This window comes from Amycolatopsis sp. NPDC114503 (genome assembly GCF_055633655.1).
Genome location: NZ_JBVKDT010000007.1, coordinates 380084 through 406784, shown reverse-complemented (window position 1 = coordinate 406784; position 26701 = coordinate 380084). Strand labels below are relative to the sequence as shown.

Below are 26701 nucleotides of genomic sequence, written 5' to 3'. Positions count from 1 at the left end.
GAAAAAAAAGCCGGGGGGGGGGTCCTCGCAAGTCCCTTTCCCCCCCCCCAAAACCCCCCCCCGCGCCGTCGTCACAATCAGGCTGAGGGGTGGTGGCCCGCCTCAGGACACGTACTGCTCCCGCAACTTCCGCTTGTACAGCTTCCCGTTGGGATCGCGGGGAAGTTCGGGCAGATAATCCACCGACCGAGGCAACTTGAACCGAGCCAACCGAGTCTCCGCATACGCGAGCAGCTCAGCGGTCAACTCCGCCGACCCCTCGACCCCGTCCGCAGGCTGCACCACCGCCTTGATCTCCTCGCCCCAATCCTCGTGCGGAATCCCGAACACCGCCACATCCGCCACCTTCGGATGCATCACCAGCTCGCCCTCGATCTCCGCCGGATAGATATTCACCCCGCCGGAAATGATCATGTCCGCCTTGCGGTCGTGCAGGAACAGGTACCCGTCCTCGTCGAGATGCCCGACGTCGCCCAGCGTGAACAAATCCCCCACCCGGGCCTTCTCCGTCTTGGCCTTGTCCCGGTGGTACTCGAACTTGGAGTCGCCCATCTTCATGTACACCGCACCGGTCTCGCCCGTCGGCACCTCTTCCCCGGCGTCATCGAGAATCCGGATCGTCGACCCCGGCCACGGCAACCCGACAGACCCCGGCTTGCGCAACCAATCCTCGCCGGAAATCACCGTCCCGCCGCCTTCGGTGGCCGCGTAGTACTCCGTGACGACCGGCCCCCACCACTCGAGCATCTGCCGCTTGACTTCAAGCGGGCAAGGCGCGGCCCCGTGAATCATCACCCGCAGCGAGCTGAGGTCGTATTTCGCGCGCACGTCGTCCGGCAAGCCCAGCAGCCGGCGGAACTGCGTCGGCACCATATGGCTGTGCGTGACCCGATGCCGCTCGATCAACCGCAGCATTTCCTCGGCGTCCCAACGGTCCATCAGCACCGCGGTATGCCCCAGCTGCAGCGAAATAGCCACGAAATTCAGCACCGCCGTGTGATACAGCGGCGACCCGCACAAATGCACGTGATCATCGAACGGCCGCAGCCCGAACACCCCGAAGAACCACGTCGACGCGGCGGGCACCTGATCCGGGTCCGCCCCGGTCAACGGCCGCTTGACGCCCTTGGGCCGCCCGGTCGTGCCCGAGGTGTAGAGCATCGGCGACCCAGCGGTCCGGTTGTCCGGCCGGCCGTCTCCCAGCCCCGCGCCCAATTCCTCAACGCGGCGGAAGCCAGGCACCGAGCCGACAGCGAACCGCGCCGAAGCAGGCAGTCCGGCCTCGTCCGCGGCAGCGACCGCGACATCAGCGAACCGCTCATGCGCCAGAAACGCCTTCGCTCCACTGTCGGAGAGGATGTACGCGACTTCCGGCCCGACGAGATGCCAGTTCACCACCACCACGTACAGCCCGGTCTGGATCGCCGCGAAGTACGCCGCGACCAGGTCGTCGCCGTTCGGCAGCAGCAGCACCACCGAATCGCCGACGCCGAGGCCCAGCTCGCGCAGCCCGGAGGCATACCGGTTGGCTTTGGCCGTCAGATCGCCGTAGGAAATTTCCCGCCCGTCCGGATCCACCAGCGCCACCCGGGCGGGCTCGGCCGCGGCGATGGTCCACAGTCCCAGGTCCATAGCTCCCAAATCTAGAACGCGTTCCACATAGACACAACAGGTTCCTTGCCTCGGATTCGAGAACGTGTTTCACTCGGAGCCGTGACGGTTTCGGATGCCCCTCTGTCGGCGCCGCTCAACGTCGGCTTCGACTACACCCGTTCCACCGGCCCGGTGCTCGGCCGGTTCGTCAACGCGCTGCGCGAACGCCGGATCGAAGGCGTGCGCGGCAGCGACGGACGCGTGCACGTGCCGCCGGTCGAGTACGACCCGGCCACCGCGGACCCGTTGACGGAGTTCGTCCCGGTCGCCGACGAAGGCGTTGTCGTTTCCTGGTCCTGGTGCGCGGGTCCGCTCGACGGCCAGCCGCTGTCGCGTCCGTTCGCCTGGGTGCTGGTGAAACTCGACGGCGCGGACACCAGTCTGCTGCACGCCCTCGACGCCGGTTCCCCGGACAATGTCCACATCGGACAGCGGGTGCGCGTGCGGTGGGCGGACGAGACCGTCGGCCACATTCGCGACATCGCGTACTTCCTGCCCTCCGGCGCGCAGGACACCACGCCCACCGAGGCCCCGCCGCCGGTGGCGGAACGCGAGGAGGGCGCGCCGGTCAGCGTGATCATCACGCCGGTGCACCTGAAATACCAGCATTCCGCGTCCCCGGAGGAAAGCCGGTATCTGCGCGGCCTCGCCGAAGGACGGATGCTCGGCCAGCGCTGCCCGGTGTGCGAAAAGGTCTACATCCCGCCGCGCGGCGCGTGCCCGGTGGACGGCGTGCCGACCACCGACGAGGTGGAATTGCCCGACACCGGCATCGTCACGACGTTCTGCATCGTCAACGTGCCGTTCCTCGGCCAGCGCATCAAGCCGCCGTACGTCGCGGCGTACATTCTGCTCGACGGGGCCGACATCGCCTTCCTGCACCTGGTGCTCGGCTGTGCCGCCGAGGAGGTCCGGATGGGCATGCGCGTGCGCGCCAACTGGCGGCCGCGCGAGGAATGGTGGACGTCGCTGGAGAACATCAGCCACTTCGAACCCACCGGCGAGCCGGACGCCGCGTACGAGACCTTCGCCCACCATCTGTGAGGAACCATGCCTGAAGTAGCCGTAGCCGGTTTCGCGCAGGCGCCCAACGTCCGCAAGACCGAGGGCACCACCAACGGCGTGGAAATGCTCGTGCCGATCCTCGCCGAGGCGTTCGCCGCCACCGGACTGTCCAAACAAGACATCGGCTTCTGGTGCTCCGGATCGTCGGATTACCTTGCCGGACGCGCGTTTTCGTTCATCGCCGCGGTCGACGCGCTGGGTGCGTTCCCGCCGATCAACGAGTCCCATGTGGAAATGGACGCCGCGTGGGCGCTGTACGAGGCGTGGCTGAAGATCCGCACCGGCGAGGTCGACACCGCGCTCGTGTACGGCTTCGGCAAAGCCAGCGCCGGACAGCTCCGCCGCGTCATGGCGATGCAGCTGGACCCGTACCTCGTCACTCCACTGTGGCCGGACTCGCTGGCGATCGCCGGCCTGCAGGCCAGGCTTGGCCTCGAAGGCGGGTTGTGGTCCGAAAAGGACCTAGCCGAAGTGGCTGCCCGATCACGCGCTGATGCTGCCAACAATCCGGCCGCACAGCTGTCCGGAACCGTGGACGTCGCCGATCTGCTCGACACGCCGTATGTCGCCGATCCCCTTCGCGCACATGACATCGCACCGGTGACGGACGGCGCGTCGGTGATCATCCTGGCGTCGGAGGAACGGGCTCGCGATCTCGTCGAGCGGCCCGCGATCATCTCCGGGCTGGAGCACCGCATCGACTCCCCCGTCCTGGGCGCGCGCGACCTCACGCGCTCCCCGTCCACCGCTTTAGCCGCGGCACGGCTGGATCTCGACGGCGTCGAACTGGCCGAACTGCACGCGCCGTTCACACACCAGGAACTCATCCTGCGCCGCGAACTCGGTTTCGCCGACGGCGTCCGGATCAATCCTTCCGGCGGCGCGCTCACTGGTAATCCGATGTTCTCCGCAGGTCTCGCGCGAATCGGCGAAGCCGCCACGCGGATCCATCGCGGCGAGGCGGCCAAGACGCTCGCCCACGCGACCAGCGGACCGGCCCTGCAGCAGAACCTCCTCGCCGTGCTGGAGGCACGATGACCAAGCAGCTCGCCGCGGTGCTCGGGACCGGGCAGACGCACCACCGCGCGAAGCGCACCGACGTGTCGATGGCCGGTCTGCTCCGCGAAGCGATCGACCGCGCGATGGCGGACGCCCAGGTCGGCTGGGACGACATCGAGGCTGTCGTCATCGGCAAGGCGCCGGACCTGTTCGAGGGCGTCATGATGCCCGAACTGTTTCTCTCGGACGCGTTGGGCGCGAACGGAAAGCCGTTGATCCGCGTGCACACCGCGGGTTCGGTGGGCGGGTCGACCGCGTTGGTCGCCACGTCGCTGATCCAGTCCGGCGTGCACCGGCGCGTGCTGACGGTGGCGTTCGAGAAGCAGTCCGAGTCGAACGCCATGTGGGGCCTGTCGATCCTGCCGCCGTTCCAGATGCCGGTCGGCGCTGGAGCCGGCGGGTATTTCGCGCCGCACGTGCGTTCGTACATCCGCCGTTCCGGTGCGCCCGAACACATCGGCGCGATCGTGGCGGCGAAGGATCGGCGCAATGGCGCGCTGAATCCGTTCGCGCACTTGCAGCAGTCCGACATCACCGTCGAGTCGGTGCAGGCGTCGCAGATGCTGTGGGACCCGATTCGGTACGACGAAACGTGTCCGTCCTCCGACGGCGCCTGCGCGATGGTGCTCGGCGACGAAGCCGCCGGGGACGCTGTGCCGGGCGGTGCCGCCTGGATCCACTCGACGGCGATGCGGACCGAGCCCACGACCTTCGCGGGACGCGACCAGGTCAGCCCGCAAGCCGGACGCGACGCCGCTGCCGCCTTGTGGCGGGACGCCGGCATCACCGATCCGCTGTCCGAAGTGGACGTCGCGGAGATCTACGTGCCGTTCTCCTGGTTCGAGCCGATGTGGCTGGAGAATCTCGGCTTCGCCGCCGAAGGCGAGGGCTGGAAGATCACCGAAGCCGGCGACACCGCGATCGGCGGACGGCTGCCGGTGAACCCGTCCGGCGGCGTGCTGTCGTCGAATCCCATTGGCGCGTCCGGGATGCTGCGGTTCTCCGAAGCGGCGAAGCAAGTGATGGGCCGCGCTGGCGATTACCAAGTGGACGGTGCCCGAGTCGCGTTAGGACACGCCTACGGCGGCGGCTCGCAGTACTACAGCATGTGGGTCGTCGGCTCGGAAAAGCCCTCGTGAGTGTTCCGGCCGGTTAGAACCGGCCGGAACACTCACGAGTCCTTTCGCCGCCCCCGCAAGGCGAACAGCGTCCCCAACGCGCCCACTACCGCGCCCAGCACCGCGGCCTTCGTGCTGTTCTGCTTGGGCGCGATGATCGGCCGCAGCTGTGTCGCCGCCGGAGGCTGGATCGGTTTGCGCGGAGCGTCGCGGGCGGTGGCGGTCCAGGCGGTGATGTAGATGAGCATCCGCGCGATCAGCGAGATGAAGAACAGCAAACCGATCACCGAACCGAACGCCACCCCGGACGGCGATTTGCTGATCAAGTTCAGGTAGAACCCGCCGGCCAGTTTGAGCAGCTCGAATCCCACCGCGGCGGCGACCGCGCCGCGCATCGCGCTGCGCCAGCCGACGCGTTCGCGCGGCAACCGGGTGAGCACCCACAGAAACACCATCCAGTCGGCGAGCAGCGCCAGCGGCACCGAGACGAACGACAGCAGGTTGTGCCCCCAGCTCGTGTCCTCGACGCCGACCAGCCCCAGCAGCGAACGGCCGACCGCGGTGCCGGACACCGAGATCCCGAACGACACCAGCAGCGCCGCGGCGAGGCCGAGCAGCGCCAGCACGTCCGTCAGGATCGTGCGCAGCAGCGGCCCCTCGGACCGGTTCTGGCCGTACATCGCGGTGAGCGCGTCCCGCAGCGCGTTCATCCAGTTCCAGCCGGAGTACAGGCCCACGACCAGACCGGCGACCCCGACGCCGGTGCGCTGTTCCACGAACCCGGTCAGGATCGACGACACCTGCGTCCCGATCGGGCCGGGCAGGGAACCGGAAATGCCGCGTACCAGCGCGTCGAGCAGATGCGGCTGCGTCGCGAGCACGAACCCGGCCGCCGACGACGACAGCATCAGGATCGGCACCAGCGACAGCAGGCTGAAGTAGGTGATCGACGCGACGTAGTGGTAGCCGCCGTAGTCGATGTACCGGTTGGTGGCGCGGGCGATGTGGTCCAGCCATCGATACCGGGCACGCGCGCGGGCCCATCTGCTCGGCCCAGGAGTCTTGCGGGAACGCTTCACTGTCACTGTCTACCCAGCGGACGCGCTGTTTGTCGCAAAAGACACGCATTCAGGCCAGTACGACCGGGGCGTGCCCGTCGTCACGCGGCAGCGGCCCGTCGGTCGTGGCGAAGACGGTCGCGCCGAGGAAGTCGAGTTCGCAGCCCAGCGTCGCGAGGAACGGGGTGTCCGCCGCGTCGCGTCCGGTAGCGATGCGGAGCATGGTCTGGCGCGGGGCAAGCCGGGTGGCGTCGAAGACGTACCAGCGGCCGTCGATGCCCGCTTCGAAGACCGCGTGAAAGTCCATCGGCTGCAAGCCCGGCGCGTACACCGAGGTGTAGCGCGCGGGGACATCCACGATTCGGCAGAGCGCGACGCATACGTGCGCGAAGTCGCGGCACACGCCTTCGCCGGCGAGGAGCGTGTCGATGGCATCGTGGGTGGGGCCGCCGGAGCCGACGACGTACGCGAGCCTGCGGTTCACGTGCTCGACGATCGCCTGCACCCGCTCGCGCGCAGTGGCGAGATCGCCGATGCCCAGCGGAAGGAGCCCGCCCATCCGGTCGGACGGGCAGTACCGGCTGGGCCGCGTGTAGCGCGCGACGTCGGCGAGCGTGACGGGTTCGGCGTTGCCGCGATGCAGCACGCGTTCGCCGTGATAGGTGACGCGATGCTCGCCCTCGGAGAGGTCGTAGACCTCCGCGCGAGTGCCGTGCTCGAACTCGGCGGTGCGCGCGGAACCGGCGTCGGACACGGTGAGTTCGCCGGCGTCCGCGCGCACGGCGGCGACCGAGATCGCGGCGAGGCCGGGTTTCGTCACCCGGACGCCGAATTCCGCGTCTACCGTCGTGCGCACGGGGCCATCATGCCGGTGCGCCGCGCTCCTTGCCGATCAGGCGGGACGCCTGGGCGTTTCGCCCGCTCAGGCGTAGCGGACCTGGTAGTGCTTGATTCCGTTGAGCCAGCTGGAACGCAGCCGCTCGGGAGCGGCGGCCTCGGCGATGTTCGGCATCACGTCGGCGATCGCGTTGAAGATCAGGTCGATCTCCAGCCGGGCCAGGTTCGCGCCGATGCAGTAGTGCGAACCGGTGCCGCCGAAGCCGACGTGCTGGTTGTCCTCGCGCGTGATGTCGAACTTGCCCGGCTCGTCGAAGACGTCGGGGTCGAAGTTGGCCGAGCTGTAGAACATCCCGACGCGGTCGCCCTTGCGGATCTGCGCGCCGCCCAGTTCGGTGTCGCGGGTCGCGGTGCGCTGGAACGCGACGACCGGCGTCGCCCAGCGGACGATCTCGTCCGGAGCGGTCTTCGGGCGCTTCTCCTTGAAGAGGTCCCACTGCTCCGGGTGGTCGAGGAACGCCTTCATGCCGTGCGTGATGGCGTTGCGGGTGGTCTCGTTGCCCGCGACGGCCAGCAGGATCACGAAGAAGCCGAACTCGTCGGAGCCGAGCGATTCGCCGTCGACGTCGGCCTGGACGAGCTTCGTGACGATGTCGTCCATCGGGCAGCGGCGGCGGTCCTCGGCCATGTTCCAGGCGTAGCCGACGAGTTCCGCCGACGCGGCGATCGGCTCGAGGTCGTATTCCGGGTCGTCGTAGGCGATCATCTGGTTGGACCAGTCGAAGATCTTGAGCCGGTCCTCCTGCGGCACGCCGATCAGCTCGGCGATCGCCTGCAGCGGCAGCTCGCACGCGACGTCGGTGACGAAATCGCCGGAGCCCTTTTTCTTGGCCTCGTGGACGATTCGCTCGGCGCGGTCGCGCAAAGTGTCCTCGAGCTTCGCGATCGAGCGCGGGGTGAACCCCTTCGACACGATCCGGCGGAGCTTGGTGTGCTGCGGCGCGTCCATGTTCAGCAGGACGAGCCGGTTGGCGTCGAGGCCCTCGGCGGTCATCTGGTCGTCGAACCGGATGATCGCGGTCTTTTCCCTCGACGAGTAGAGCTCGCTGTCGCGCGAGACCGCCTTGACGTCGGCGTGTCGCGTGACGACCCAATAGCCGTCGTCGCCGAATCCGGCGGTGTTGTGCGGCTGCGGGTTCCACCAGACGGGCGCCGTGCGGCGGAGTTCGGCGAACTCCTCCAGGGGCAGCCGGCTGGCGTAGAGGTCCGGATCGGTGAAGTCGAAACCGGCGGGCAAAAGCGGGGCTGCCACGGCTTGGCCTCCTGCGCGGGATCGGCGGTGATACCCAACTGCAACGCGTTCTATGACCCCAGTAGAGCATACGGTGTTAACCAACGGAACCCGCTTGAGTGAAACCTGTTTACTTTACCGTTCCAGAACCAATTGACGCAGGTGAGCGCTTGCTCAGACTCCGGTGATCGACTTCCGCTTATTCATGGGCCCGCTTGTGTTGAACAGGAACGTGTTCTAGTTTTGCGAGGTACGGAGCTCGGAAAGGGGACACTCGTGGGCGAACCGGTGATCGTGGCCGCGGCACGCACGCCGATCGGCAAGCGCGGCGGCTGGCTGTCCGGCCTGCACGCTGCCGAACTGCTGGGCGCGGCCGTGCGCGGGGTGGTCGACCGGGCGGGCATCGACCCGGCCCAGGTGGAGCAGGTGATCGGCGGAGCGGTCACGCAGGCGGGCGAGCAGTGCGGCAACCTGACCCGCACCGCGTGGCTGCACGCGGGCCTGCCGGAATCGACCGGGGCCACGACGATCGACGCGCAATGCGGTTCGGCGCAGCAGGCCGCGCATCTGGTCGCCGGCCTGATCGCGGCGGACGCGATCAGCGTCGGAGTGGCGTGCGGCGCCGAGGCGATGAGCCGCGTGCCGCTCGGCGCGAACCGCGGCGAGGGCGTCGGCTCCCCCAAGCCGGACGCGTGGTCGATCGACATGCCGGACCAATACGGTGCGGCAGAACGGATCGCGGCCCGCCGGGGCATCACGCGCGAGGACGTCGACGCTTTCGGGGTGCGCTCCCAGGCCAACGCCGCGGCGGCTTGGGCGGCCGGGCATTTCTCCCGGGAGATCGTGCCGGTCACGACGGAAGCCGGTGTGGTGGACCGGGATCAGGGACTGCGAGAGACCACAATGGAGGGTCTGGCGCGGTTGAAGCCGGTGGTGCCGGACGGAATCCACACGGCCGGATCGTCGTCCCAGATCTCCGACGGCGCCGCGGCGGTGCTGATCATGGACGCCTCGCTGGCCCGCTCGCTGGGCCTGCGCCCGCGCGCCCGGATCCGGCGGCAGGCACTGGTCGGAGCGGAGCCGTACTACCACCTGGACGGCCCGGTCCAGGCCACGGCGCGGGTTCTCGACGCGGCCGGGATGAAGATCGGCGACGTGGACCTGTTCGAGGTGAACGAGGCGTTCGCGTCGGTCGTGCTTTCGTGGCAGCGCATGCACAATCCGGACGAGTCGCGGGTGAACGTCAACGGCGGAGCGATCGCTCTCGGCCATCCGGTGGGGAGCACCGGGGCGCGGCTGTTGACGACTGCGCTGCACGAACTGGAACGCCAGGACAAGACGACGGCGCTGGTGTCGATGTGCGCCGGCGGGGCGATGGCTACGGCGACGATCTTGGAACGGATCTGAGCTGCTGGCCCGGGTCTCGGATCCGGGCCGGTTTTCGCCGTGCTGACACCGCGCCCGGCGTGATCTCGCGGAAGTTCTCCGGTGGCCGCTGACCCGGCCGGGCTCGTCAGGGCCGGTCGCCAGGGCCGGTCGTCAGTCCAGAAACAGAACGGATGCCCGGCCGGGTCCAGCAACACCCGCACGTCCCGTTGCGGCTGAAACTCCGCCAGCCGGGCCCCCGCACCGACCGCCTTCGCGACCGCGTCCTCCAACGCCGCGCGCCCGTCGACCTCGAAGTCCAGATGCAGCTGCATCTGCTGCTCCCCGGGACCGGCTGGCCACGTCGGCGGCACGTACTGGGTCTCCGCCTGGAACGACAGCCCCGGCCCTCCTCCGGGCGGACGCAAGGTGACCCACTCCGGCTCGTCGGCGCCGATCGGCCACCCGAGCAGCGCCCCGTAGAACTCGGCCAGCGCCCGGGTTCGGGTGCGTCGAGCACGGTGGACGTGAGTTTCATCAGCCCAGGTTAGAGCTTCGGCCGGTTCGTCCGAGCCGGTCAGGCTCAGCGCCGCTCCCGGCTGCTCGGCTCTCGAGCGCATCCGATCAACTCGCTCGACAAGCCAGGCCCGGCCGCCCCGCCTTGCCCAGGCAGGCTCCCCCGCACCACCCCCGCCAACCCACCCGGCAACTCGCGGCCGATGCACTCACTATCGAGGCACCCAGCCCCTACCCGCACCCCGCGCACCCAAACCATCGAGGCACCCAGCCCCTCCCCCGCACCCCGATACGAAGCCTCCCTGCGGTTCGGGAGTGCTTGTCAAGGCATCTTTCCCGCCTTGACAAGCACCCCCGAACCGTCAGCACAATCAAGCTTCGGGGTGCCCCACGCAACCACCCCGGGCGCAACGTCGCCCCCAGGCGACGAGCCCCAACGAACCTCACCGCCCCCGCCAACCAGCCTGACCAGCCAACCTCCTCAAGCCACCCGTCCCCTCCCCTCCCCTTCACCCCAGCCAGACCGCTCTCGAGCTTCCCGGCTCTCCGTTCCCGCCGCCTCCGTCAAGCCGTGCTCCGGTTGCCCAGCGCTGCCTTCACCTCCGACCGCGCCGCGCCCCACCACGCGACCCGGCAGACCCGCCTCAACCGAGCACCCTCACCATCACCCCAGCTCCAACTCCAGCTGCGTCCGCACCGCCGGACCGTTGTCCGGCCTCGCGAAGCGCACCCAGCTCCCCGGGTGCCACGATTCGATCCACAGCGTGTTGTCCTCCACCCACGTCACCACTGCCTCCCGCAGGTCCAGCCGGAACAGGTGGCTCTCCTGTCCCTCCTGGATCCGCGCTGCCTCCGCCGGGTCGGTGATCTCCACCGCGCGGCCGGCGATTTTCGCGTCGCCGCCCTCCTCGATGCCGGGGTAGGCGTGCAGGGCGAAGCGGTCGTCGCGCTGGAGGTCGCGGGCCTTCAGCGCGTCAAGCATCGATCCGATGTAGGCCTCGCCGTCGCGGAAGTCGATCTCCGAACCGCTTACCCGTGGCGAACCGTCGCTTCGGAGGGTGGCCAGGACGTGCGAATCCGCGGCGGCGAAGCGGGCTCGTACGCGCGAGGCCAGCGACGGGGCGGCGGCACTGAACTCATCCCAACTCGTCATTCCCGGAGTTTCGCACCCGCCACCGACAAAAACCGGCGTCCCGGAAGCGATCGGGTGACCCGGGTTGTGCTTGACTCTCGGCATGATCGCGGAAGATGCGGAGACTGCCGAGCATCGCTGTCCGGTCGAGGGCGGCGAACTGGCCGTCCGCACGACCGGCGAAGGACCGCGGCTGTTGCTGGTCCCCGGCGGGACCGGCGCGGCGGACTCATTCCGGGCGCTGGTCAAGCTTTTGCGCACCGACTTCACCGTGATCGCCTACGACCGTCGCGGGCATTTCGCCAGCACCGACACCACGACCGGGCCGGTCCCGGTGTCCCTGCAGGCGGACGACGCGCTCGCTGTCCTCGACCACGTCGGCGGGAGCGGGCCGGTTTCGATGTTCGGGACCAGCGCCGGTGCGCTGATCGGGCTGGATCTCGTCGCGCGGTATCCGGATCGGGTGACGACGTTCGTCGCGCACGAACCGCCCGCGATCCAGTTGATGCCGGACGCCGCGGGGATTCTGGAGGCCGCGGCGGCGCAGGTTCGGCTGGCCCGTTCAGGTGATCTGATGGGCGCGGTCACGCGGTTCGCGGACGGCATCGCCGGAGCCGCTCTGCCCGACCTGCCGCATCTGCGGTTGCCGAACGAAAGCGACTGGCTCCGGTTGTTCGACCGCGAGCTGACCGAGTTCTTCGACTACCTGCCGGACTTGCGCGCGCTGCGCCGCACGAACACCGAGATCGTGCCGGTCGCCGGGGAGGCCAGCCGCGGCCGGTACCACTACCAGCCCGCCAAAATCCTCGCCCTCGAACTGGGGCTGCCGTTCACCGAGACGCCGGGCGCGCACCTGGCGCCGCAACGCAATCCGGCGAAATTCGCTGCCGCGCTCAAGGATCTCCTCGCCAACGACTGAAAGCCGTGAAGCAGTAGACGTCCGTGAGGGCCACCTTCAGGGAATCTGATTCCCTCAGGGTTCCCCTCACGACCTACGAGGTCGTGAGGGGAACCTTCACGGACGCGGAGGTCTTCAGGAAGCGGAAGCTGCGGCAGCAGCCTGCCTCCGCCGCGGGAACTCCCGCACCAAACCCGGGAGAAGCGCCAAGAGCAGCAACCACAAGAACCGCGCCGGAGTCAGCGCTTCGCCGGCGAGTCCCAGCGCGGCCGGAATCCCCAACCCGGCGAGCGCGCCGACGAAATCCCACCGCTTCCACTTCCCGGAAGCCACCCGCGCGACCACGCCCACCACCGTGAACGCCGCGACGCAGCCGCACAGCAACCACCTCGTCCCGGCGGCGACGTGGCCGTGCGCGACGGACTCCACCACGTCCCCGAACCCCGCCGCCGACGCGGCCAGCAAACCCGCCACCAGACAGTGCATCGGCAGCAAAACCCTCGGCCCCCAAGCGGTCTGGGACAGATACGGAATCCCGCCGAACCCCTGGAACAGCGCCGCTCCCCACAAAGCCGCCAGCAGCGCCAGAACCCCGAGCACGGTCGAGAGCAACGACCAATCCCAGTCCGAGATCTCCGTCATCGCGTCGGTGACCGTCAGCACGCCCTCGCCCAGCACGATGATCGTGAAAAGCCCCAGCCGCTCGCCGAAATGCGCGAGATCCAGATGCGCGAAGGCCAGCCCGGGCACCGGCCGCTTCGACTGGGTCGCCCGTTCCGCCACCTTGGCCGCGATCTGCTCCCCCGACATGGTCAGCCCGGCCACCAGGTCGATCCCCAGCCCGAGCGCCCACAGCGCGTACTTCCACGGCGCGTCGACCCAGAACGAGACAAACCACGGCACGACGCCCAGCCCGGCGTGCACGATCGGCCATTCGACGATGATCCGCGTGTTTTCCCGGCCTTCCCACACCCGGCTCGCGAGGCCGCGCACCGCGACGTAAGCAATGGCGAACCCCTGCGCGTGCTCGCCGATGTCATGCACCGAGCCGGCCATGAAGACCAGCCCGGCCATCGCGAGCAGCAGCGGCATGGTGCGGGCCGCCGTACCGGTGACATTGCCGTACACGGTGAAGCACATCCACGCGGTCCAGAACGCGAGGAAGCACACGACGTAGAGGCCGGCGTCGCTCCAGGAGGTCGTTCCGCGCACGAGGTGCGAGAGCTGGGCGACGCCGGCGACCGCGACCAGGTCGAAGAAGAGCTCGAGCCAGGACGCGTGGCGTTCCTCGGTTTTCACGATCACGGCGCACAGTATGCCGTGATCATGAAACCGCCACCTAAACCGCGCGCGCTCCGTCCTGCCACACTTCCCTAACGTTCCCCGCCAAAGACGGGAAATCGTAGATATCGCCCGAAACGACCACGAGGTCCGCGCGGTACCCCGGAGCCAGCCTGCCGAGTTCGGCGTCCTTGCCCAGCAGCCGGGCGGCCGACGACGTGGCGGCGACCAGCACGTCCGCGGGACTCATCCCGGCCGAGCGCATCAGCTCCAGCTCTTCGAGGTTCGTCCCGTGCGGGCCGACGCCGCTGTCGGTGCCCATCGCGATCCGGACCCCGGCCGCGACGGCCCGGCGCACCGAATCCAGGTGCACCTCCGCGACCTCTTTCGCCTTCTGCACCACCGCATCCGGCAGCGCCGCGCCCGCGGCCGCCGCGCGGATGACGTTCACCGGAGCCACCAGCGTCGGGACCAGCCACGTGCCGCGCGCGAGCATCAGTTCGATCGCCTCGTCGTCGAGGTAGATGCCGTGTTCGATCGACCGGATCCCGGCGCGGACGGCGTTCTTGATCCCCTCCGAGCCCTGCGCGTGGGCCATCACCGCCCGCCCCTGCATGGTCGCTTCGGCGACCAGGACGTCCAATTCCTCAGGCGTGAACTGCGAATGCCGGGGATCGTCCCGCGGCGACAGCACCCCGCCGGTGGTGCAGACCTTCAGCACGTCGGCCCCGGCCCGCAGCAGGGTGCGCGCGACCCGGCGCATCTCGTCCGGGCCGTCGGCCAGTGCGCTCGGGCGGCCAGGATGCGGGAGCGACAGCGGAACGCAATGCCCGGACGGCATCCAGCCGTCGCCGTGCCCGCCGGTCGGGCTGATCAGGCCGACCGCGATTTCCAGGCGGGGCCCGGGAATCAGGCCGTCCGCGACCGCCTGTTTGATGCCGAGGTCGGCCCCGGCGGCGTCGCGCACCGTGGTGATGCCGAGCTTCAGCGTGGTCCACAGATTCCGGGCCGCCTCGTAGAACTGGTACGAGAACGGCTTCTGCACCCGCTGCAGCAACCCGAGATCCGACACCGTGACGTGCACGTGGCAGTCGAACATCCCGGGCAGCAGCATCGCGCCGGTGCAGTCCACCGCGCGGTCGCCGTCGAGGCCGGTGCCGACCGCGACGATCCGGCCGTCCTCGACCACGACGTCCGCGGGCGCGGGCGGGCTGCCCGTCCCGTCGAACACCGTGCCGCCGGCGAAAAGGGTCCGCGTCATACCGGTTCTCCTGTCTGCACGACATCTCCGGACCGGGTCACGGCCCGTTCGATGGCTGCCGCGATCGCGAGCACGACCACGTTAACCGCCAGCCCGACCAGCCCGACGTTGACCGTGCCGACGAGCTTGGTGTCCACAAAGGTCAGCCAGATCACCACGACCTCGCCCGCCAGCAGCCCGGCGAACACCGGGGCCTTGCCGACCGGGACCTTCTTCAGGAAGCCCAGCAGGTTCGCCGGGGCCAGCTGCACCGACCCGGAATAGGTGAGCAGCAGCAGGTTCGCCAGCAGATCCGGCCGGAAGATGCCGAGCACCAGCGCGAGCGCGCTGGCCAGCACGACCGTCCCGTGATTGATCCAGAACTGCTTGCGTTCGCTGCGCACCCGGGCGATGTTGCGGGCCACCAGCGAAGAAATGCCGATCAGGATCCCCGCCGCGGGCACCATCGCGGTGGCCGTCGCGGCGACGACCACCAGCCCGGTCACCCAGCCCGGCAGCGCGTCCTTGCTCAGCGTCAGCAGCACGCCGTTCGGGTCGCTTCCCTTGGGCACCACCAGGATCGCCGCGAACCCGATGATCATCGGCAGCAGCAGGCACAGCTCGTACACCGGCATCCAGGTGTAGTTGCGGCGCAGCACCTTCGGATCGCGCGCGGACATCAGCGCGGGCCAGGTGTGCGGCAGCGTCATCAGCCCGACGCCGATCGCGCTCACCAGCATGCTCGTGACGAACCACGTGTGGTCATTGGCCCCGGCGTGCACGAACAGCTTCTCCGGATGCAGCTGGTCGATCTTGTGGAACACCCCGGACACGCCGCCGGCGAAATGCGCGGGCACCGCGATGATCAGCACCACCAGGACGACGAGCATGATCGCGTCCTTGAAATACGACGTCGCCGCGACGCCGCGCAGCCCGGCCCACAGCACGAACGCGACCACCAGCACGCTGCCGGCGACCATGCTGAGCGTGCCGGACGCGTGGTCGCCGGTCACGAGCCGGACGATCAGCCCGAGCCCGGTGATCTGCAACTGCAGGTACGGCAGCACGAACACGACGCCGAGGATCGCCGACACCGTGCCGAGCGCGCGGCTGGAGAACCGGTCTTCGAGGAAGTCGCCCTGGGTCAGGTAGCCGCGCTCCTTGCCCATCCGCCAGATCCGCTTGGCGAGGAAGAACAGGACCACGTAAGCGATCGGCACATACGGCAGCGCGTACATCGCGGCCACGCCGCCGGAGAACGCGAGCCCGGCCATGCCGAGGAAGGTGAAGGTGGTGAAGACTTCGCCCGCCTGCAGGAACCACATGGTGAGCGCACCGAACTTGCGGCCGCCGACGGTCCATTCCGCGAGGTCCGCGGCGGGACGGCGGCGGCCGACGAAACCGAGCACGCCGATCAGCACGATGCCGGCGAGAGTGAAGGCGAGGATCATCGTCAATCCTCCTGTCCGCGGCGGGACATGAGCCGTTCCGACACCAGCAGGGCCGGGGTGAACATCAGGCACCAGAAGGCGCCCCAGACCATCATCTTCGGAAGGCCCAGCCAGAGGCCGGAGGAGTTGACGAAGGGGAGGAACGGCATCAGGACGAGAGCGACTACGGGGACGATTGGGGGGAGGTAGTAGCTGCGCATGGGGACACGGTGTCAGAAGGAGGGAGGGTTGGCAGTGTTCGGAGGGTGGAGTGGGAGGGGGGATGGGGCGGCTTGGGGTTGGTGGTGCGGCAGGGCTGTGTTTGATGGCGTCGGCTCCGCCGCCGCGGGCGGGATCGCCTTTAAGTCGGCGTGAGGAGGGGCAGTGCGCCCGGCCCTGGGGGCCGTGCACACTGCCCCTCCTCACGCCGACGCGATCCCGCGGCTGGGTCGGGAAAGGGGGGCGCGGCGAAGTGGGTCTGGGTGCGCGGGGGGTGTGAGCTAGAGGGGGATGGCGTGTTGGGTTGTGTAGTGGTGGATTAGCGACTCGACGGTGCGGCGGAAGGTGTCTTGGCGGGTGTCGCTCAGGGTTGCCGCCAGTTGGCCCAGTTCGGTGTCGATCGCGTCGCGCACTCGGTGCACTACGGCTCGGCCGGCTGGGGTGACTGTTGCGTGTACGGCGCGGCGGTTGCCGGGGACTGCGGTTCGTTGGACCAGGCCTCGGCGTTCGGCTCGGTCTACCAGGCCGGTGACGCTGGACTTTTCCAGTTCCAGGATTCCGGCCAGTTGCCGCATGCCGATCTCGCGGTCGTCCAGGACGGCGAGCATGCGCAGCTGGGTGACTGACAGTCCTTGTTCTCCGGCCAGGCGGCCCAGGACGGCTTGCACGATGAACGACAGCTGGACTAGGGCGTCGGTCAGGTTCAGTTCCGGCGGCGGGGCGTCTGCGGGCGGGGAAGCGGTCACGGGGGTCAGGTTAGCTTGACTTAGTTCGTGACACCAACTATTTTGGTTCGTGACACCAACAGTCCGTGAGACGAACCAAGGGGAATGCGCCTGTGACAGGCAAGAAACGCGTTGCTGTCGTCGTGGGCAGCACTCGGCCGTCCCGGATTTGCGGGGGTATCGCGGACTGGGCGCGCTCCCGTTTGCAGGAGGACAGCGAACTTGGCTACGGATTGATCGATCTCGCGGAGATCGCGTTGCCGTTCCTGGACGAGCCCGTCAAGGCCGCGGCGCAGCAGTACGAGCACGAGCACACGCGGGCCTGGAGCGAGCTCGTGCAGAGCTACCACGGCTTCGTTTTCGTTTTCCCGCAATACAATTGGGGCTATCCGGGGGTGCTCAAGAACGCGCTGGACTTTCTCTACCAGGAGTGGCGCGATCGGCCCGCGAGCCTGCTCACCTACGGCTCCCACGGCGGAGGCAAGGCCGCCGAGCAGTTCGTCGGCGTCCTGCACGGATTGCACATGCGAGTGCTGGACACGCACGTCGAAGCCGTCATCACCGACGCGGACGTGGACGACAACGGGCAACTGCTCGACCTCGACGGCACGCTGCGCCCGAATCGTGCGCTGCTGCGCGAGATCGACGAGGAAATGACCGAAGCGCTGAACCGTCAATGAACCGGATTACGAACCGGATTACGGAGGAATGACCATGGCTGAACCATCCCGCCGGGCAGGTTTCATCGGGCTCGGGAGAATGGGCACCGCCATCGCCGGACGCCTGCTCGACGCGGGCTACGACGTCACCGTGTGGAGCCGCAGCGCGGGCAAAGCGGACGACCTGGCAGCGCGAGGCGCGACCGTGGGCGCGACTCCCGAGGACGCGATCGCCACCGGGACCGTCTTTTCCATGTTGAGCAACGAAGACGCGGTGCGGCAGGTGTTCACCGCCGAGCGGATCCGCTCCGCTCCGGAGGGCTTCGTCCACGTCAACCACGCGACGATCAGCCCGGCGGCCGCCCGCGAGTTCGCCGCGCTGGGCGGGCGATACCTCAGTGCGCCGGTGGTCGGCCGCCCGGAAGCCGCGGCGGCCGGGAAGCTGGCCGTGCTGGTCTCCGGCGACGCGGACGTCCGTGCCGAAACGGCGCCGATGCTCGCCGCGATCGGACGGCGGGTCTGGGAGTTCGGCGACTCCGTGGACGCCGCGCCGACGGCGAAGATCTCGGTGAACTATCTGATCATTCACGCGTTGCAGGCGCTGTCCGAGTCGATCACCATGCTGCAGCACTCCGGGCTGGACGCCGGGCGGTTCGTCGACATGATCACCGATTCCGTCTTTCCCGGCGCGGTTTACCGAGGCTACGGGGACGCCATCGCCGCCAGCTCCTACACCCCGCCGGGGTTCACCGCCGCGCTCGGCCTGAAGGACCTGGACCTCGCGCTCGGCACCGCCCGCGAGCTGGGCGTCGAACTGCCCGCCGGACCGGTTCTGCGGGACGTCTTCGCCACCGCGGTCGAGCAGGTCGGCGCGGATCTGGACTGGGCGAGCATCGCGGAGGTGACCCGGCGGCGGTCCGGCGGCGAGCCGCACTGAGGACATCTGGAGGCAAACCGGACCGCGGCGGGATACCGGCAACCGGCCGTACGGGGCGTTGGGCCGGTTGCCGGGCGCCATAGGCCGTTCGGAGGGTGTTGCGCCGGTGAAATTCCGGGGCCCGGGAAGGCCGTCCGGGGGCCCGCCACCTGCTTGAACTGCACTGCTTCGGGGATGCACAGGCGGGGGGTGGGGGCAACCCCAGCACGATTCGTCGGGCCTGCAGGTTTCCCGCCGGGGCGCCGCGCCGCAATACTCCCCCCGTGACCACCGAAAAACTCGCCCTCCCCTCGCCCCCACGGCCGGGAAGCGACTTCGCCCGGCTCTGCCGCCGGATCACCGACGCCGGTCTGCTCGACCGCCGCCCCGGCTACTACACCGCTCGAATCGCGCTCGTGACCGTGCTGTTCGCGGGAGGCTGGGTCGCGTTCGCGCTGCTCGGCGACTCGTGGTGGCAGCTCGCCGTGGCCGCGTTCCAGGCGTTCATGTTCGGGCAGATCGCCCTGCTTTCGCACGACCTGGCGCACCGGCAGGTGTTCCGGACCCGCCGTTCCGCCGAGATCGCCGGGCGGCTGGCCGGGAACCTCGGCATCGGCATGAGCTACGGCTGGTGGATGGACAAGCACACCCGCCACCACGCCAACCCGAACCACGAGGAGCTGGACCCGGACGTCGACCCGGACGTTCTCGTCTGGTCCCAGCGCCAGGCCCGCGAAGCCCGCGGCGTGCCCCGGTTCATCGGCCGTCATCAGGCGCTGCTGTTCTTCCCGCTGCTCACCCTCGAAGGCCTCAACCTGCACGTCTCCGGCATCCGCGCCGTCGCGCGCCCGGGCCTGCGCCGCCGCGGGCTCGAAGCCGCGTTGCTGTTCACCCACATCGCGGTGTACCTCGCCGCGCTGTTCATCGTCCTTCCGCCGGGTCTCGCGCTGCTGTTCTTCGCGGTTCACCAGGGGCTGTGGGGCGTGTACATGGGTTCGATCTTCGCGCCGAACCACAAGGGCATGCCGACGCTGACCGGCAAAACGGAGCTGGACTTCCTGCGCAAGCAGGTGCTCACCTCGCGCAACGTCGCGGGCGGACCGGTGATCGACGTCCTGCTCGGCGGCCTCAACCACCAGATCGAGCACCATTTGTTCCCGAGCATGCCGTCGGTGCACCTGCGCCGGGCTCAGCCGATGGTGGAGGCGTACTGCGCCGAAATCGGCATCTCGTACCTGCGGACGGGCCTGGTGTCTTCGTATCGGCAGACGCTGCGGCACCTGCACGAAGCTGGGGCACCTCTCAGGAAGGCTTCGTAGACTTGGTGGCATGACGTTCCAAGCACTGACTCCGGCGGCCTTCGGCGCGAAGGCGGCCGGAGCACGTGCGGAGCGGATGCGCCAGTCTCCGCAGTACGCCGACGGCGTGTTCCACAACGCCGCCTCCACTCGCGCGACGCCCTCCTCCCCCGGCGGGCTCGTGCGCGAATACCTCTTCGGCGAAGACCGTGCCCGCCGCCGGCCGGGCGGTGCGGTCCCCTTGGTCTCCTCGCCGGCCGCGTCCTCGGACGACGGTCTTTTCCTCACCTGGTACGGGCACGCGTCCACGCTGGTGGAGATCGACGGCGCCCGGGTGCTGTGCGATCCGGTGTGGGGCGACCGGGTTTCGCCCGCCGCCTTCGCCGGGCCGCGGCGGCTGCACGCTCCCCCGGTTTCGCTGCGCGAGCTGGGCAGGCTGGACGCGATCGTGATCTCCCACGATCACTACGACCACCTGGACCTGCCCACCGTCCGCGCGTTGATCGCGCTGACCGACGCGCCGTTTCTCGTTCCGCTCGGCGTCGGGGCGCACCTCGAGCGGTGGCACGTCCCGGCCTCGCGGATCATCGAACTCGACTGGCACGAGGACGCGTTCGTGGCCGAGATCCGGTTCGTCGCCACTCCCGCACAGCATTTCTCCGGCCGCGGTCTCGCGAACGACAGCACGCTGTGGGCGTCGTGGGTGCTCGCCGGTCCGGAGCATCGCGTCTACTACAGCGGCGACACCGGGTATTTCGGCGGTTTCGCCGAGATCGGCGCGAAGTACGGCCCGTTCGACGCGACGCTCGTCCAGGTCGGCGCGTACGCCCCGCACTGGCCGGACATCCACATGACGCCGGAGGAAGGCGTCGCCGCCCACCTGGACGTGCGCGGCGGGCTGCTGGTCCCGGTGCACTGGGCGACGTTCACGCTCGCGACGCACAGCTGGTCGGATCCCGCGGACCGGGTGTGGCGGGAGGCCAAGGCGAACGACCTCGCGCTGGCGATCCCGAAGCCAGGGCAGCGGATCGACGCGTCCGCCCCGCCGCCCGTGGACGGGTGGTGGCAGACCCTGGGCTGACGGACGGTCTCCCCGTCCGCCAGCGTCAGGACCCGGCCGCGCTCGTCCACGCCGTCACGCACGGACCCGACTGGCGCGCCGACGATCTGCTGCGCGCGTCCGAACAGACCCAGCTCCGGGTAATCCGGACCGGCGGTCCCCCGGATGCCTTGACCGTGCTGGGATTGCTCGACCGCACCGACCGCGTGCGCCGGTCCGCGCTCGCGTGCCTCCGCTAGACCGAGGTGCGCGAGGACGCGAACTCGATCCGGTGCCGATGCAGGTCGCCGAACATCTTCTCCGGCGTCATCACCGTCTTCATCATCACGGGCATCAGCAAGTCGCGCACAATCCGCGCCGCCGGGCCCGCCGCCTTGTCGTTGTTGGTCTTCGCCGCCTGGGCGATGATCCGCTCGACCCGCTCCCGCCGGGCCACCTCGTACTGGGCGAAAGCCGTTGCCACGTCCGGAGAGTCCCGCAAAGCGCGAGCGAGTTCGAGCGAACTCTCGATCGCCTGCGAAGCTCCCTGCCCGGAACTCGGCGACGTCGGATGCGCGGCGTCGCCGACCAGGACGACCCGGCCGCGGCTCCAGGTCCGCACCGTCGGGATGGATTCCAGGATCCCGGGCTGGAGAACGTCTTCGGGCTTCAGCAGGGCGATGATGTCCCGCGCCGGGGTGTCGTCCGCGTGCCGTTCTCGCAGCACCGAGAGCCAGTGTCCCGGAGCGGCTGTCTTCGCCTCGGCCGGATCGGCGGCGGGGACGTTGCTGAACCAGAGAATCTCGTCCGCGTCGATGAAGTAGCCGAAAAACGCCCGCTTGCCGAAGGCGAAATGCTGATAGTTCCCGGTGACCGGCAAGCCCGGGTTGCGGATCCAGCCGCCGAGCCCGAGCAACCCGGCGTAGCGCGGCGCGGGCGCTGCCGGGTCCAAAGCGGACCGGACCGCCGAGTTGATGCCGTCCGCGCCGATCAGCACGTCGCCTGCCGCGGAGGAACCGTCCGCGAAATGCGCGATCACCTGGTCCGGTTTGTTCTCGACGGACTTCAGGCGTTTGCCGAATTCAACCGCGACACCCCGGCTCAGCGCTTCGTCCATCAGCGCGCGGTACAGCCGGTCCCGGCGCAGCAGCAGGCTCGACGGCAGGCCCGGCAGCCCGTCGAATCTTCCGACCACGCGGCCTTTGTGGTTCTGCATCACCATTCCGGGCACCTCGACGCCGACCGCGGCCACCGCGTCGTCCGCGTCGATTTGGCGCAAAGCGTTGCGGCCGTTGGGAGACAGCGTCAGCGCGCCGCCGATTCCGTCCGCCGCCTTCGGATAAGCCTCGTACACGACGGCCCCGATTCCGGCCCGTTGCAAGGCCATCGCGGTCGTCGCGCCGGCGATGCCGCCGCCGATCACTAATACGTTCATGTTCTCCCCTTGAAATAGGTTTCCCGCACCTGCCGGTAGTCCTCCCCGGCGACCGACTGGGCGAGCCGTTCGACGAAGCCGCGCTCCGCCTCGGCTTTCACCAGCCGGTAGTCCTCCTCGACCAGGAACCACCAGGCGAGCCCCTGCTCGCGCCCGCGTTCGATCGCCGCGCGGATGTCCTCGGCGATCGCGTCGAGCGCGGCGAGCCGTTGCCCGAGCAGCTCGCGGACCTCGTCCGCGGGCAGCACCATGAACAGCGACAGCGCCGCCCCGAACAACGGGTATTCGGCGGCCGGTTCGGCGACGAGTTCGCGCATCCAGTCGAACAGCTCGAGCCGGCCGGTGGGCGTGATGGCGTAGACCGTCCGCTCCGGACGCGCCGAATCGCGCAGCGTCTCCTGAGCCGCGATGAACCCGGCCTTCTCCAACTGCCCGACCACCATGTACAGCGAGCTGCGGGTGTACTTGAAATCCCGCTCCTTGCCGTACTCCACCAGCCGCCGAGCCATCTCGTACGGATGCATCGGCTCCTCGAGCAAGCCCGCCAGCACGGCCAGCCCGAGCGGATTCCCCACCACGCGTCGCTTCACCACAGCTCCTTAGTCAGGATCGACTATACGCAGAAGAGTAGTCGATGTCGACTATGAGGGCATGGGGTAGGAAGAAGGCATGAAGCTCAAGCTCGACCTCCACGACATCTACAACCGCGGCGGGGAGATCGACCGGGCGCTGCGCGCGGTCATCGACGAGGCGGTCGCGAAGAAGGCGCCGCTCGTGGAGATCATCCCGGGCAAGGGGTCCGGGCAGCTGAAGAAGCATGTGCTGCGATTTCTGGAGCGCAAGGACGTCAAGGCGCTCTACCACCGCGTCGAGAAGGACAAAGACAACTTCGGGCGGGTGTTCGTGCACTTCCGCTGGAAGTAGCACGAACACCCGCGCGAAGTCAGAGCCAGTCGTCCGGGCGGGGCCAGGGCATGAGCGCGGTGAGCGCGTCCGGCACCGGTTCGGTGACCGTGTACCGGCCGCGATGGAACAGCAGCGGGCGGGCGTCGGACGTCTCGCCCAGCGCGGTCACGCGGCCGACCACCACGTAGTGGTCCCCGGCCGGATGGACGGCCTGCACTTCACAGTCGACCCAGGTCAGGGCTCCGTCCAGCAGCGGCGCGCCCGAGGGGGCGGGCCGCCAGGACACTCCGGAGAACTTGTCGCCGCCGCGGCGGCCGAACTCGGCGCAGACCGCTTGCTGGTCTTCGGCGAGCACGTTCACCGCGAACGTGCCCGCCGCGGCCAGCGCGGGCCAGGTGCGCGACGTCCGGGCGACGCAGAACAGCACCAGCGGCGGGTCCAGCGACAACGCCGCGAAGGACTGGCAGGCGAAACCCACCGGTCCGGTCGGCGCGGGCGAACTGGCGTAATCGGCCAGGCTGGCGGAGCCCTCGACAAAGCCGGTCACCACGGTTACGCCGGTGCAGAAGTGGCCCAGCACCTCGCGAAACCGGTCCGGCACTGCCTCCGGAACGGCGGCTGTCATTGTGATCCCACCGAGAAATCGTGACCCCACAACGAAACCGCGGTACTTTCGCGCGCGATCCAGTCCTCGTCCTCGACCTGACGGCCCTCGCAGCCGAACTCGACGTCGAAGCCGCCGGGGGTCTTCATGTAGAACGACAGCATCAGGTCGTTCACGTGCCGGCCCAGCGTCGCGGACATCGGGACGTTCTTGCGCTTCGCGCGGTCCAGGCACAACCCGACGTCGTCGGTCTCCTCGACCTCCACCATCAGGTGCACGATCCCGCTCGGCGTCGGCATCGGCAGGAACGCCAGGCTGTGGTGGCGCGGGTTGCAGCCGAAGAACCGCAGCCACGCCGGGTCGCCGTCGGCCGGACGGCCCACCATCTGCGGCGGGAGGCGCATCGAGTCGCGGAGCCGGAAGCCCAGCACGTCCCGGTAGAACCTCAGCGCGGCCTCGTCGTCGTGGGTCGACAAAACCACGTGGCCGAGGCCCTGCTCGCCGGTGACGAAGCGGTGGCCGTACGGGCTCACCACCCGCCGGTGCTGCAGCGCGACGCCGTGGAACACCTCCAGGGTGTTGCCGGACGGATCGGTGAAGCTGATCATTTCCGCGACGCGGCGGTCGGCCAGCTCTTCGGGCGCGCCTTCCTTGTACGGCACCGAAGCCGCGTCGAGCCTGGTGCGGACCTCGTCCAGTTCCGCGGCGTTGGCCGCTTCCCAGCCCGCGACCGCCAAGCGGTCCTTCTCCCCCGGCACGATCACCAATCGCGCCGGGAAATCGTCCATGCGCAGGTAAAGCGCGTTCGGGTCGGTGCCCGAACCCTCCACCATGCCGAGCACCTTCAGCCCGTAGACGCGCCAGGCGTCCATGTCCGTGGCCTCGATGCGCAGATAGCCCAGCGAACGGATAGCCATCACGAACTCCCGAGGAAGTCGAGGGCGAGTCGGTTGAACTCGTCGAACTTCTCCAGCTGCGCCCAGTGGCCGCAGCCGCCGAACACGTGCAGTTGCGCACGCGGAATCGTCTTCAGCGCCAGCAACGCGCCGTCGAGCGGGTTGACCCGGTCCTCCCGGCCCCACACGAGCAAGACCCGTTGGCGCAGGCGGTAAGCCTCGCGCCACAACATGCCTTCCTCGAAGGAATCCGGCAGGCTGAACGACTTGCCCATCGCCCGCATCGCGGCGAGCGACTCCGGCGAACGCGCGATCTCGAAGCGTTCGTCGATCAGCTCGTCGGTCACCAAAGCCTGGTCGTGCACCATGATCCGGAGGAACGCTTCCATCCGCTCCCGGGTCGGATCCCCGGCGAACTTGGACAGCAGCCGCACGCCTTCGGTCGGATCCGGGGCGAACAGGTTGACGCTCAACCCGCCCGCGCCCATCAGCACCAGCCGCCCCGCGCGTCCCGGATGGTTCAGCGCGAGCCGGACCGCCGCGCCCGCGCCGAGCGAGTTGCCGACGATGTGCGCTTTCTCGATGCCGAGCCGGTCCATCAGGCCGACGACCGCGTCCGAACTGTGCCGGAAGTACTGCGGGTGCTCAGTCGGCTTGTCGGACCGGCCGAAGCCCGGCTGGTCGATCGCCAGTGTGCGGTAAGACTTTCCGAACACCGGCAGGTTCCGGCCGAAGTTGCTCCACGCCGAGGCACCGGGGCCGCCGCCGTGCAGCAACAGCACTGTCTCGGCGTTTTCCGCGCCTGCCTCGTGATAGTGCAGGCGAAGGCCGCCCGCAGTGTCTACATAGGAACCTTCGGGTGCCATCAGACCATCGCATTCTCGACGGGCAAGCCGAACTCGCCGGTGCCGAACATGACGTACGCGCGCTCCGCGTCGTTCGCCGCGTGCACCCGGCCCGCGTGCGCGTCGCGCCAGAAGCGCTGGATCGGCGTGCCTCGCTGCAACGCGCGGCCGCCGGAGTTCTCGAAAAGCCGGTCGATCGCGGAGATCGCCCGCTCGGTGCCGCGCACCTGGTCCCGGCGCACCCGCAACCGCGTGCTGAACGGCAGCTTCTCGCCTTTGCAGGCCAGCTGGTACAGCTCGTCGATGTTGTGCGTCAGCTGCAGCCAGGCCGCGTCGATCTCGCTGCTCGCTTCCGCGATCCGCACCTTCGAGAACGGGTCCTCTTTGGACTGTTCGCCCGCGTACGCCGCCCGCACCCGCTTGCCCTGGTGCTCCACGTGCGCGTCGTACGCGCCCTGCGCCATCCCGATGATCGGCGCGGTGATGGTGCTCGGGTGCACGGAGCCGTAGGGCAGCCGGTACAGCGGACCCGGGTTGACTTCCTGGCCCGGGGTCTTGCATTTCGACGTCGCCATGAAGCTCAGCGCGCGGTGCTTCGGCACGAACACGTCCTCGACGACGATGTCGTTGGACCCGGTGCCGCGCAGCCCGACCGTGTCCCAGACGTCCACAATGGAGTAGTCCGAGATCGGCACGAGATACGTGCAGAAGTCCACCGGCTTGCCGTCGGCGAACGCCGGCCCGCCCAGCAGCACCCACGTGCAGTGGTCGCTTCCGGACGAGAAGCTCCATCGCCCGGACAGCCGGTAGCCGCCCTCGACGACAGTCGCCTTGCCCATCGGCGCGTACGAAGAAGAAATCCGCACGTCGCGGCCCTCACCGCCCTCGCCCCACACGTCCTCCTGGGCTTGCGCGTCGAACAACGCGACGTGCCACGGGTGCACGCCGAGAATCGACGCGACCCAGCCGGTGGACCCGCAGGCGCTCGCGATCATCTTGACCGCGGTGTAGAAGGTGACCGGGTCGGCTTCCAAGCCGCCGTACGGTTTCGGTTGCAGCAGGCGGAAAAATCCGGTCTCCTGCAGCGCTTTCACTGATTCGGCGGGGATCCGACGGGCGTCCTCGGTCTCCTGTGCGCGTTCCCGCAGCACGGGAAGAAGGTCGCGCACCCCCGCGATCACGGCAGCCAGCTCGCTCATCGGCCGTCCTCTCTCGC

The 26701-nt window shown here is 68.9% G+C and carries 27 protein-coding genes and 1 pseudogene; 11 read left to right on the top strand and 17 right to left on the bottom strand.

Going from position 1 to position 26701, the window contains the following annotated elements; translation table 11 throughout:
- Window positions 1-102: 102 nt before the first annotated feature.
- Complete coding sequence (locus tag ACZ7OI_RS30065) at window positions 103-1632, bottom strand: acyl-CoA synthetase (RefSeq protein WP_470267489.1); 1530 nt, start codon at window positions 1630-1632, stop codon at window positions 103-105.
- A gap of 81 nt (window positions 1633-1713) precedes the next feature.
- Here ACZ7OI_RS30065 and ACZ7OI_RS30060 point away from each other — a divergent pair, with 81 nt between their 5' ends.
- Genes ACZ7OI_RS30060 through ACZ7OI_RS30050 form a run of 3 tightly spaced genes read left to right on the top strand, consistent with a single transcriptional unit; the run spans window position 1714 to window position 4916 of the window.
- A complete protein-coding gene (locus ACZ7OI_RS30060) occupies window positions 1714-2697 on the top strand; it encodes a Zn-ribbon domain-containing OB-fold protein (protein ID WP_470267488.1) in 984 nt (327 codons plus the stop codon).
- 6 nt (window positions 2698-2703) lie between these two features.
- Window positions 2704-3756: a thiolase domain-containing protein gene (locus ACZ7OI_RS30055; protein WP_470267487.1), complete on the top strand. Its 1053-nt coding sequence runs from the start codon at window positions 2704-2706 to the stop codon at window positions 3754-3756.
- Window positions 3753-4916 carry a thiolase domain-containing protein gene (locus ACZ7OI_RS30050; protein ID WP_470267486.1) on the top strand — a complete coding sequence of 388 codons (1164 nt, stop codon included), beginning with the start codon at window positions 3753-3755 and terminating at the stop codon, window positions 4914-4916. The genes ACZ7OI_RS30055 and ACZ7OI_RS30050 overlap by 4 nt, the downstream gene beginning before the upstream one ends.
- A gap of 32 nt (window positions 4917-4948) precedes the next feature.
- Here the strand turns inward: ACZ7OI_RS30050 and ACZ7OI_RS30045 are convergent, their stop codons facing one another.
- From ACZ7OI_RS30045 to ACZ7OI_RS30035, 3 genes are all read right to left on the bottom strand, one after another.
- A complete protein-coding gene (locus ACZ7OI_RS30045) occupies window positions 4949-5980 on the bottom strand; it encodes a YhjD/YihY/BrkB family envelope integrity protein (protein WP_470267485.1) in 1032 nt (343 codons plus the stop codon).
- A gap of 43 nt (window positions 5981-6023) precedes the next feature.
- A complete protein-coding gene (locus ACZ7OI_RS30040; RefSeq protein WP_470267484.1) occupies window positions 6024-6809 on the bottom strand; it encodes a transglutaminase-like domain-containing protein in 786 nt (261 codons plus the stop codon).
- A 66-nt stretch (window positions 6810-6875) separates the two neighbouring features.
- Window positions 6876-8102, bottom strand: coding sequence for a cytochrome P450 (locus tag ACZ7OI_RS30035; RefSeq protein WP_470267483.1), 1227 nt, complete (start codon window positions 8100-8102; stop codon window positions 6876-6878).
- Between the two features lie 255 nt (window positions 8103-8357).
- Between ACZ7OI_RS30035 and ACZ7OI_RS30030 the strand changes: the two genes are divergently transcribed.
- Complete coding sequence (locus ACZ7OI_RS30030) at window positions 8358-9488, top strand: steroid 3-ketoacyl-CoA thiolase (protein ID WP_470267482.1); 1131 nt, start codon at window positions 8358-8360, stop codon at window positions 9486-9488.
- Window positions 9489-9688: 200 nt separating this feature from the next.
- On the opposite strand, the pseudogene ACZ7OI_RS30025 reads toward ACZ7OI_RS30030, so the two are convergent.
- Window positions 9689-10066, bottom strand: a pseudogene (locus ACZ7OI_RS30025) (VOC family protein); the annotation flags it as partial.
- Between the two features lie 560 nt (window positions 10067-10626).
- The gene (locus ACZ7OI_RS30020) at window positions 10627-11115 is read right to left on the bottom strand and encodes a pyridoxamine 5'-phosphate oxidase family protein (RefSeq protein ID WP_470267481.1); all 489 of its coding nucleotides are present in this window, start codon (window positions 11113-11115) and stop codon (window positions 10627-10629) included.
- Window positions 11116-11197: 82 nt separating this feature from the next.
- Here ACZ7OI_RS30020 and ACZ7OI_RS30015 point away from each other — a divergent pair, with 82 nt between their 5' ends.
- Window positions 11198-12013 carry an alpha/beta fold hydrolase gene (locus ACZ7OI_RS30015; protein WP_470267480.1) on the top strand — a complete coding sequence of 272 codons (816 nt, stop codon included), beginning with the start codon at window positions 11198-11200 and terminating at the stop codon, window positions 12011-12013.
- Window positions 12014-12127: 114 nt separating this feature from the next.
- Here the strand turns inward: ACZ7OI_RS30015 and ACZ7OI_RS30010 are convergent, their stop codons facing one another.
- From ACZ7OI_RS30010 to ACZ7OI_RS29990, 5 genes are all read right to left on the bottom strand, one after another.
- The gene (locus ACZ7OI_RS30010; RefSeq protein WP_470267479.1) at window positions 12128-13297 is read right to left on the bottom strand and encodes a low temperature requirement protein A; all 1170 of its coding nucleotides are present in this window, start codon (window positions 13295-13297) and stop codon (window positions 12128-12130) included.
- 34 nt (window positions 13298-13331) lie between these two features.
- Complete coding sequence (locus ACZ7OI_RS30005; RefSeq protein WP_470267478.1) at window positions 13332-14534, bottom strand: metal-dependent hydrolase family protein; 1203 nt, start codon at window positions 14532-14534, stop codon at window positions 13332-13334.
- Entirely contained in the window at window positions 14531-15964 is a 1434-nt protein-coding gene (locus ACZ7OI_RS30000) for a sodium:solute symporter family protein (protein ID WP_470267477.1), read from the bottom strand. The genes ACZ7OI_RS30005 and ACZ7OI_RS30000 overlap by 4 nt, the downstream gene beginning before the upstream one ends.
- Before the next feature lie 2 nt (window positions 15965-15966).
- On the bottom strand, window positions 15967-16164 hold the full coding sequence (locus ACZ7OI_RS29995; protein WP_470267476.1) for a hypothetical protein: 198 nt from the start codon (window positions 16162-16164) through the stop codon (window positions 15967-15969).
- 279 nt (window positions 16165-16443) lie between these two features.
- On the bottom strand, window positions 16444-16908 hold the full coding sequence (locus tag ACZ7OI_RS29990) for a MarR family winged helix-turn-helix transcriptional regulator (protein ID WP_470267475.1): 465 nt from the start codon (window positions 16906-16908) through the stop codon (window positions 16444-16446).
- A gap of 92 nt (window positions 16909-17000) precedes the next feature.
- Between ACZ7OI_RS29990 and ACZ7OI_RS29985 the strand changes: the two genes are divergently transcribed.
- The 5 genes from ACZ7OI_RS29985 to ACZ7OI_RS29965 all read left to right on the top strand — a co-directional run bounded on the left by ACZ7OI_RS29985 (window position 17001) and on the right by ACZ7OI_RS29965 (window position 21059).
- Window positions 17001-17567, top strand: a complete 567-nt coding sequence (locus ACZ7OI_RS29985; protein WP_470267474.1) for an NADPH-dependent FMN reductase — start codon at window positions 17001-17003, stop codon at window positions 17565-17567.
- A gap of 34 nt (window positions 17568-17601) precedes the next feature.
- The gene (locus ACZ7OI_RS29980) at window positions 17602-18483 is read left to right on the top strand and encodes an NAD(P)-dependent oxidoreductase (protein WP_470267473.1); all 882 of its coding nucleotides are present in this window, start codon (window positions 17602-17604) and stop codon (window positions 18481-18483) included.
- A gap of 263 nt (window positions 18484-18746) precedes the next feature.
- Window positions 18747-19781 carry a fatty acid desaturase family protein gene (locus ACZ7OI_RS29975; RefSeq protein ID WP_470267472.1) on the top strand — a complete coding sequence of 345 codons (1035 nt, stop codon included), beginning with the start codon at window positions 18747-18749 and terminating at the stop codon, window positions 19779-19781.
- A 10-nt stretch (window positions 19782-19791) separates the two neighbouring features.
- Window positions 19792-20841, top strand: a complete 1050-nt coding sequence (locus ACZ7OI_RS29970; protein WP_470267471.1) for an MBL fold metallo-hydrolase — start codon at window positions 19792-19794, stop codon at window positions 20839-20841.
- Entirely contained in the window at window positions 20823-21059 is a 237-nt protein-coding gene (locus ACZ7OI_RS29965) for a hypothetical protein (RefSeq protein ID WP_470267470.1), read from the top strand. Before ACZ7OI_RS29970 ends, ACZ7OI_RS29965 begins: the two co-directional genes overlap by 19 nt.
- Here ACZ7OI_RS29965 and ACZ7OI_RS29960 read toward each other — a convergent pair.
- Both ACZ7OI_RS29960 and ACZ7OI_RS29955 read right to left on the bottom strand, forming a co-directional pair.
- Window positions 21056-22234 carry an FAD-dependent oxidoreductase gene (locus tag ACZ7OI_RS29960; protein ID WP_470267469.1) on the bottom strand — a complete coding sequence of 393 codons (1179 nt, stop codon included), beginning with the start codon at window positions 22232-22234 and terminating at the stop codon, window positions 21056-21058. The genes ACZ7OI_RS29965 and ACZ7OI_RS29960 overlap by 4 nt on opposite strands.
- Window positions 22231-22824, bottom strand: coding sequence for a PadR family transcriptional regulator (locus tag ACZ7OI_RS29955; RefSeq protein WP_470267468.1), 594 nt, complete (start codon window positions 22822-22824; stop codon window positions 22231-22233). The genes ACZ7OI_RS29960 and ACZ7OI_RS29955 overlap by 4 nt, the downstream gene beginning before the upstream one ends.
- Before the next feature lie 79 nt (window positions 22825-22903).
- Here ACZ7OI_RS29955 and ACZ7OI_RS29950 point away from each other — a divergent pair, with 79 nt between their 5' ends.
- The gene (locus tag ACZ7OI_RS29950) at window positions 22904-23158 is read left to right on the top strand and encodes a Smr/MutS family protein (protein ID WP_009075408.1); all 255 of its coding nucleotides are present in this window, start codon (window positions 22904-22906) and stop codon (window positions 23156-23158) included.
- A 19-nt stretch (window positions 23159-23177) separates the two neighbouring features.
- Here ACZ7OI_RS29950 and hsaB read toward each other — a convergent pair whose 3' ends face one another.
- The 4 genes from hsaB to hsaA are packed head-to-tail and all read right to left on the bottom strand — an operon-like array spanning window position 23178 to window position 26684.
- Window positions 23178-23765: a 3-hydroxy-9,10-secoandrosta-1,3,5(10)-triene-9,17-dione monooxygenase reductase subunit gene (hsaB, locus tag ACZ7OI_RS29945; protein WP_470267467.1), complete on the bottom strand. Its 588-nt coding sequence runs from the start codon at window positions 23763-23765 to the stop codon at window positions 23178-23180.
- Window positions 23762-24661 carry an iron-dependent extradiol dioxygenase HsaC gene (hsaC, locus tag ACZ7OI_RS29940; protein WP_470267466.1) on the bottom strand — a complete coding sequence of 300 codons (900 nt, stop codon included), beginning with the start codon at window positions 24659-24661 and terminating at the stop codon, window positions 23762-23764. Before hsaC ends, hsaB begins: the two co-directional genes overlap by 4 nt.
- Window positions 24661-25506, bottom strand: a complete 846-nt coding sequence (gene hsaD, locus ACZ7OI_RS29935) for a 4,5:9,10-diseco-3-hydroxy-5,9,17-trioxoandrosta-1(10),2-diene-4-oate hydrolase (RefSeq protein ID WP_470267465.1) — start codon at window positions 25504-25506, stop codon at window positions 24661-24663. Before hsaD ends, hsaC begins: the two co-directional genes overlap by 1 nt.
- Entirely contained in the window at window positions 25506-26684 is a 1179-nt protein-coding gene (gene hsaA, locus ACZ7OI_RS29930) for a 3-hydroxy-9,10-secoandrosta-1,3,5(10)-triene-9,17-dione monooxygenase oxygenase subunit (RefSeq protein WP_470267464.1), read from the bottom strand. Before hsaA ends, hsaD begins: the two co-directional genes overlap by 1 nt.
- Between the last annotated feature and the right edge of the window lie 17 nt (window positions 26685-26701).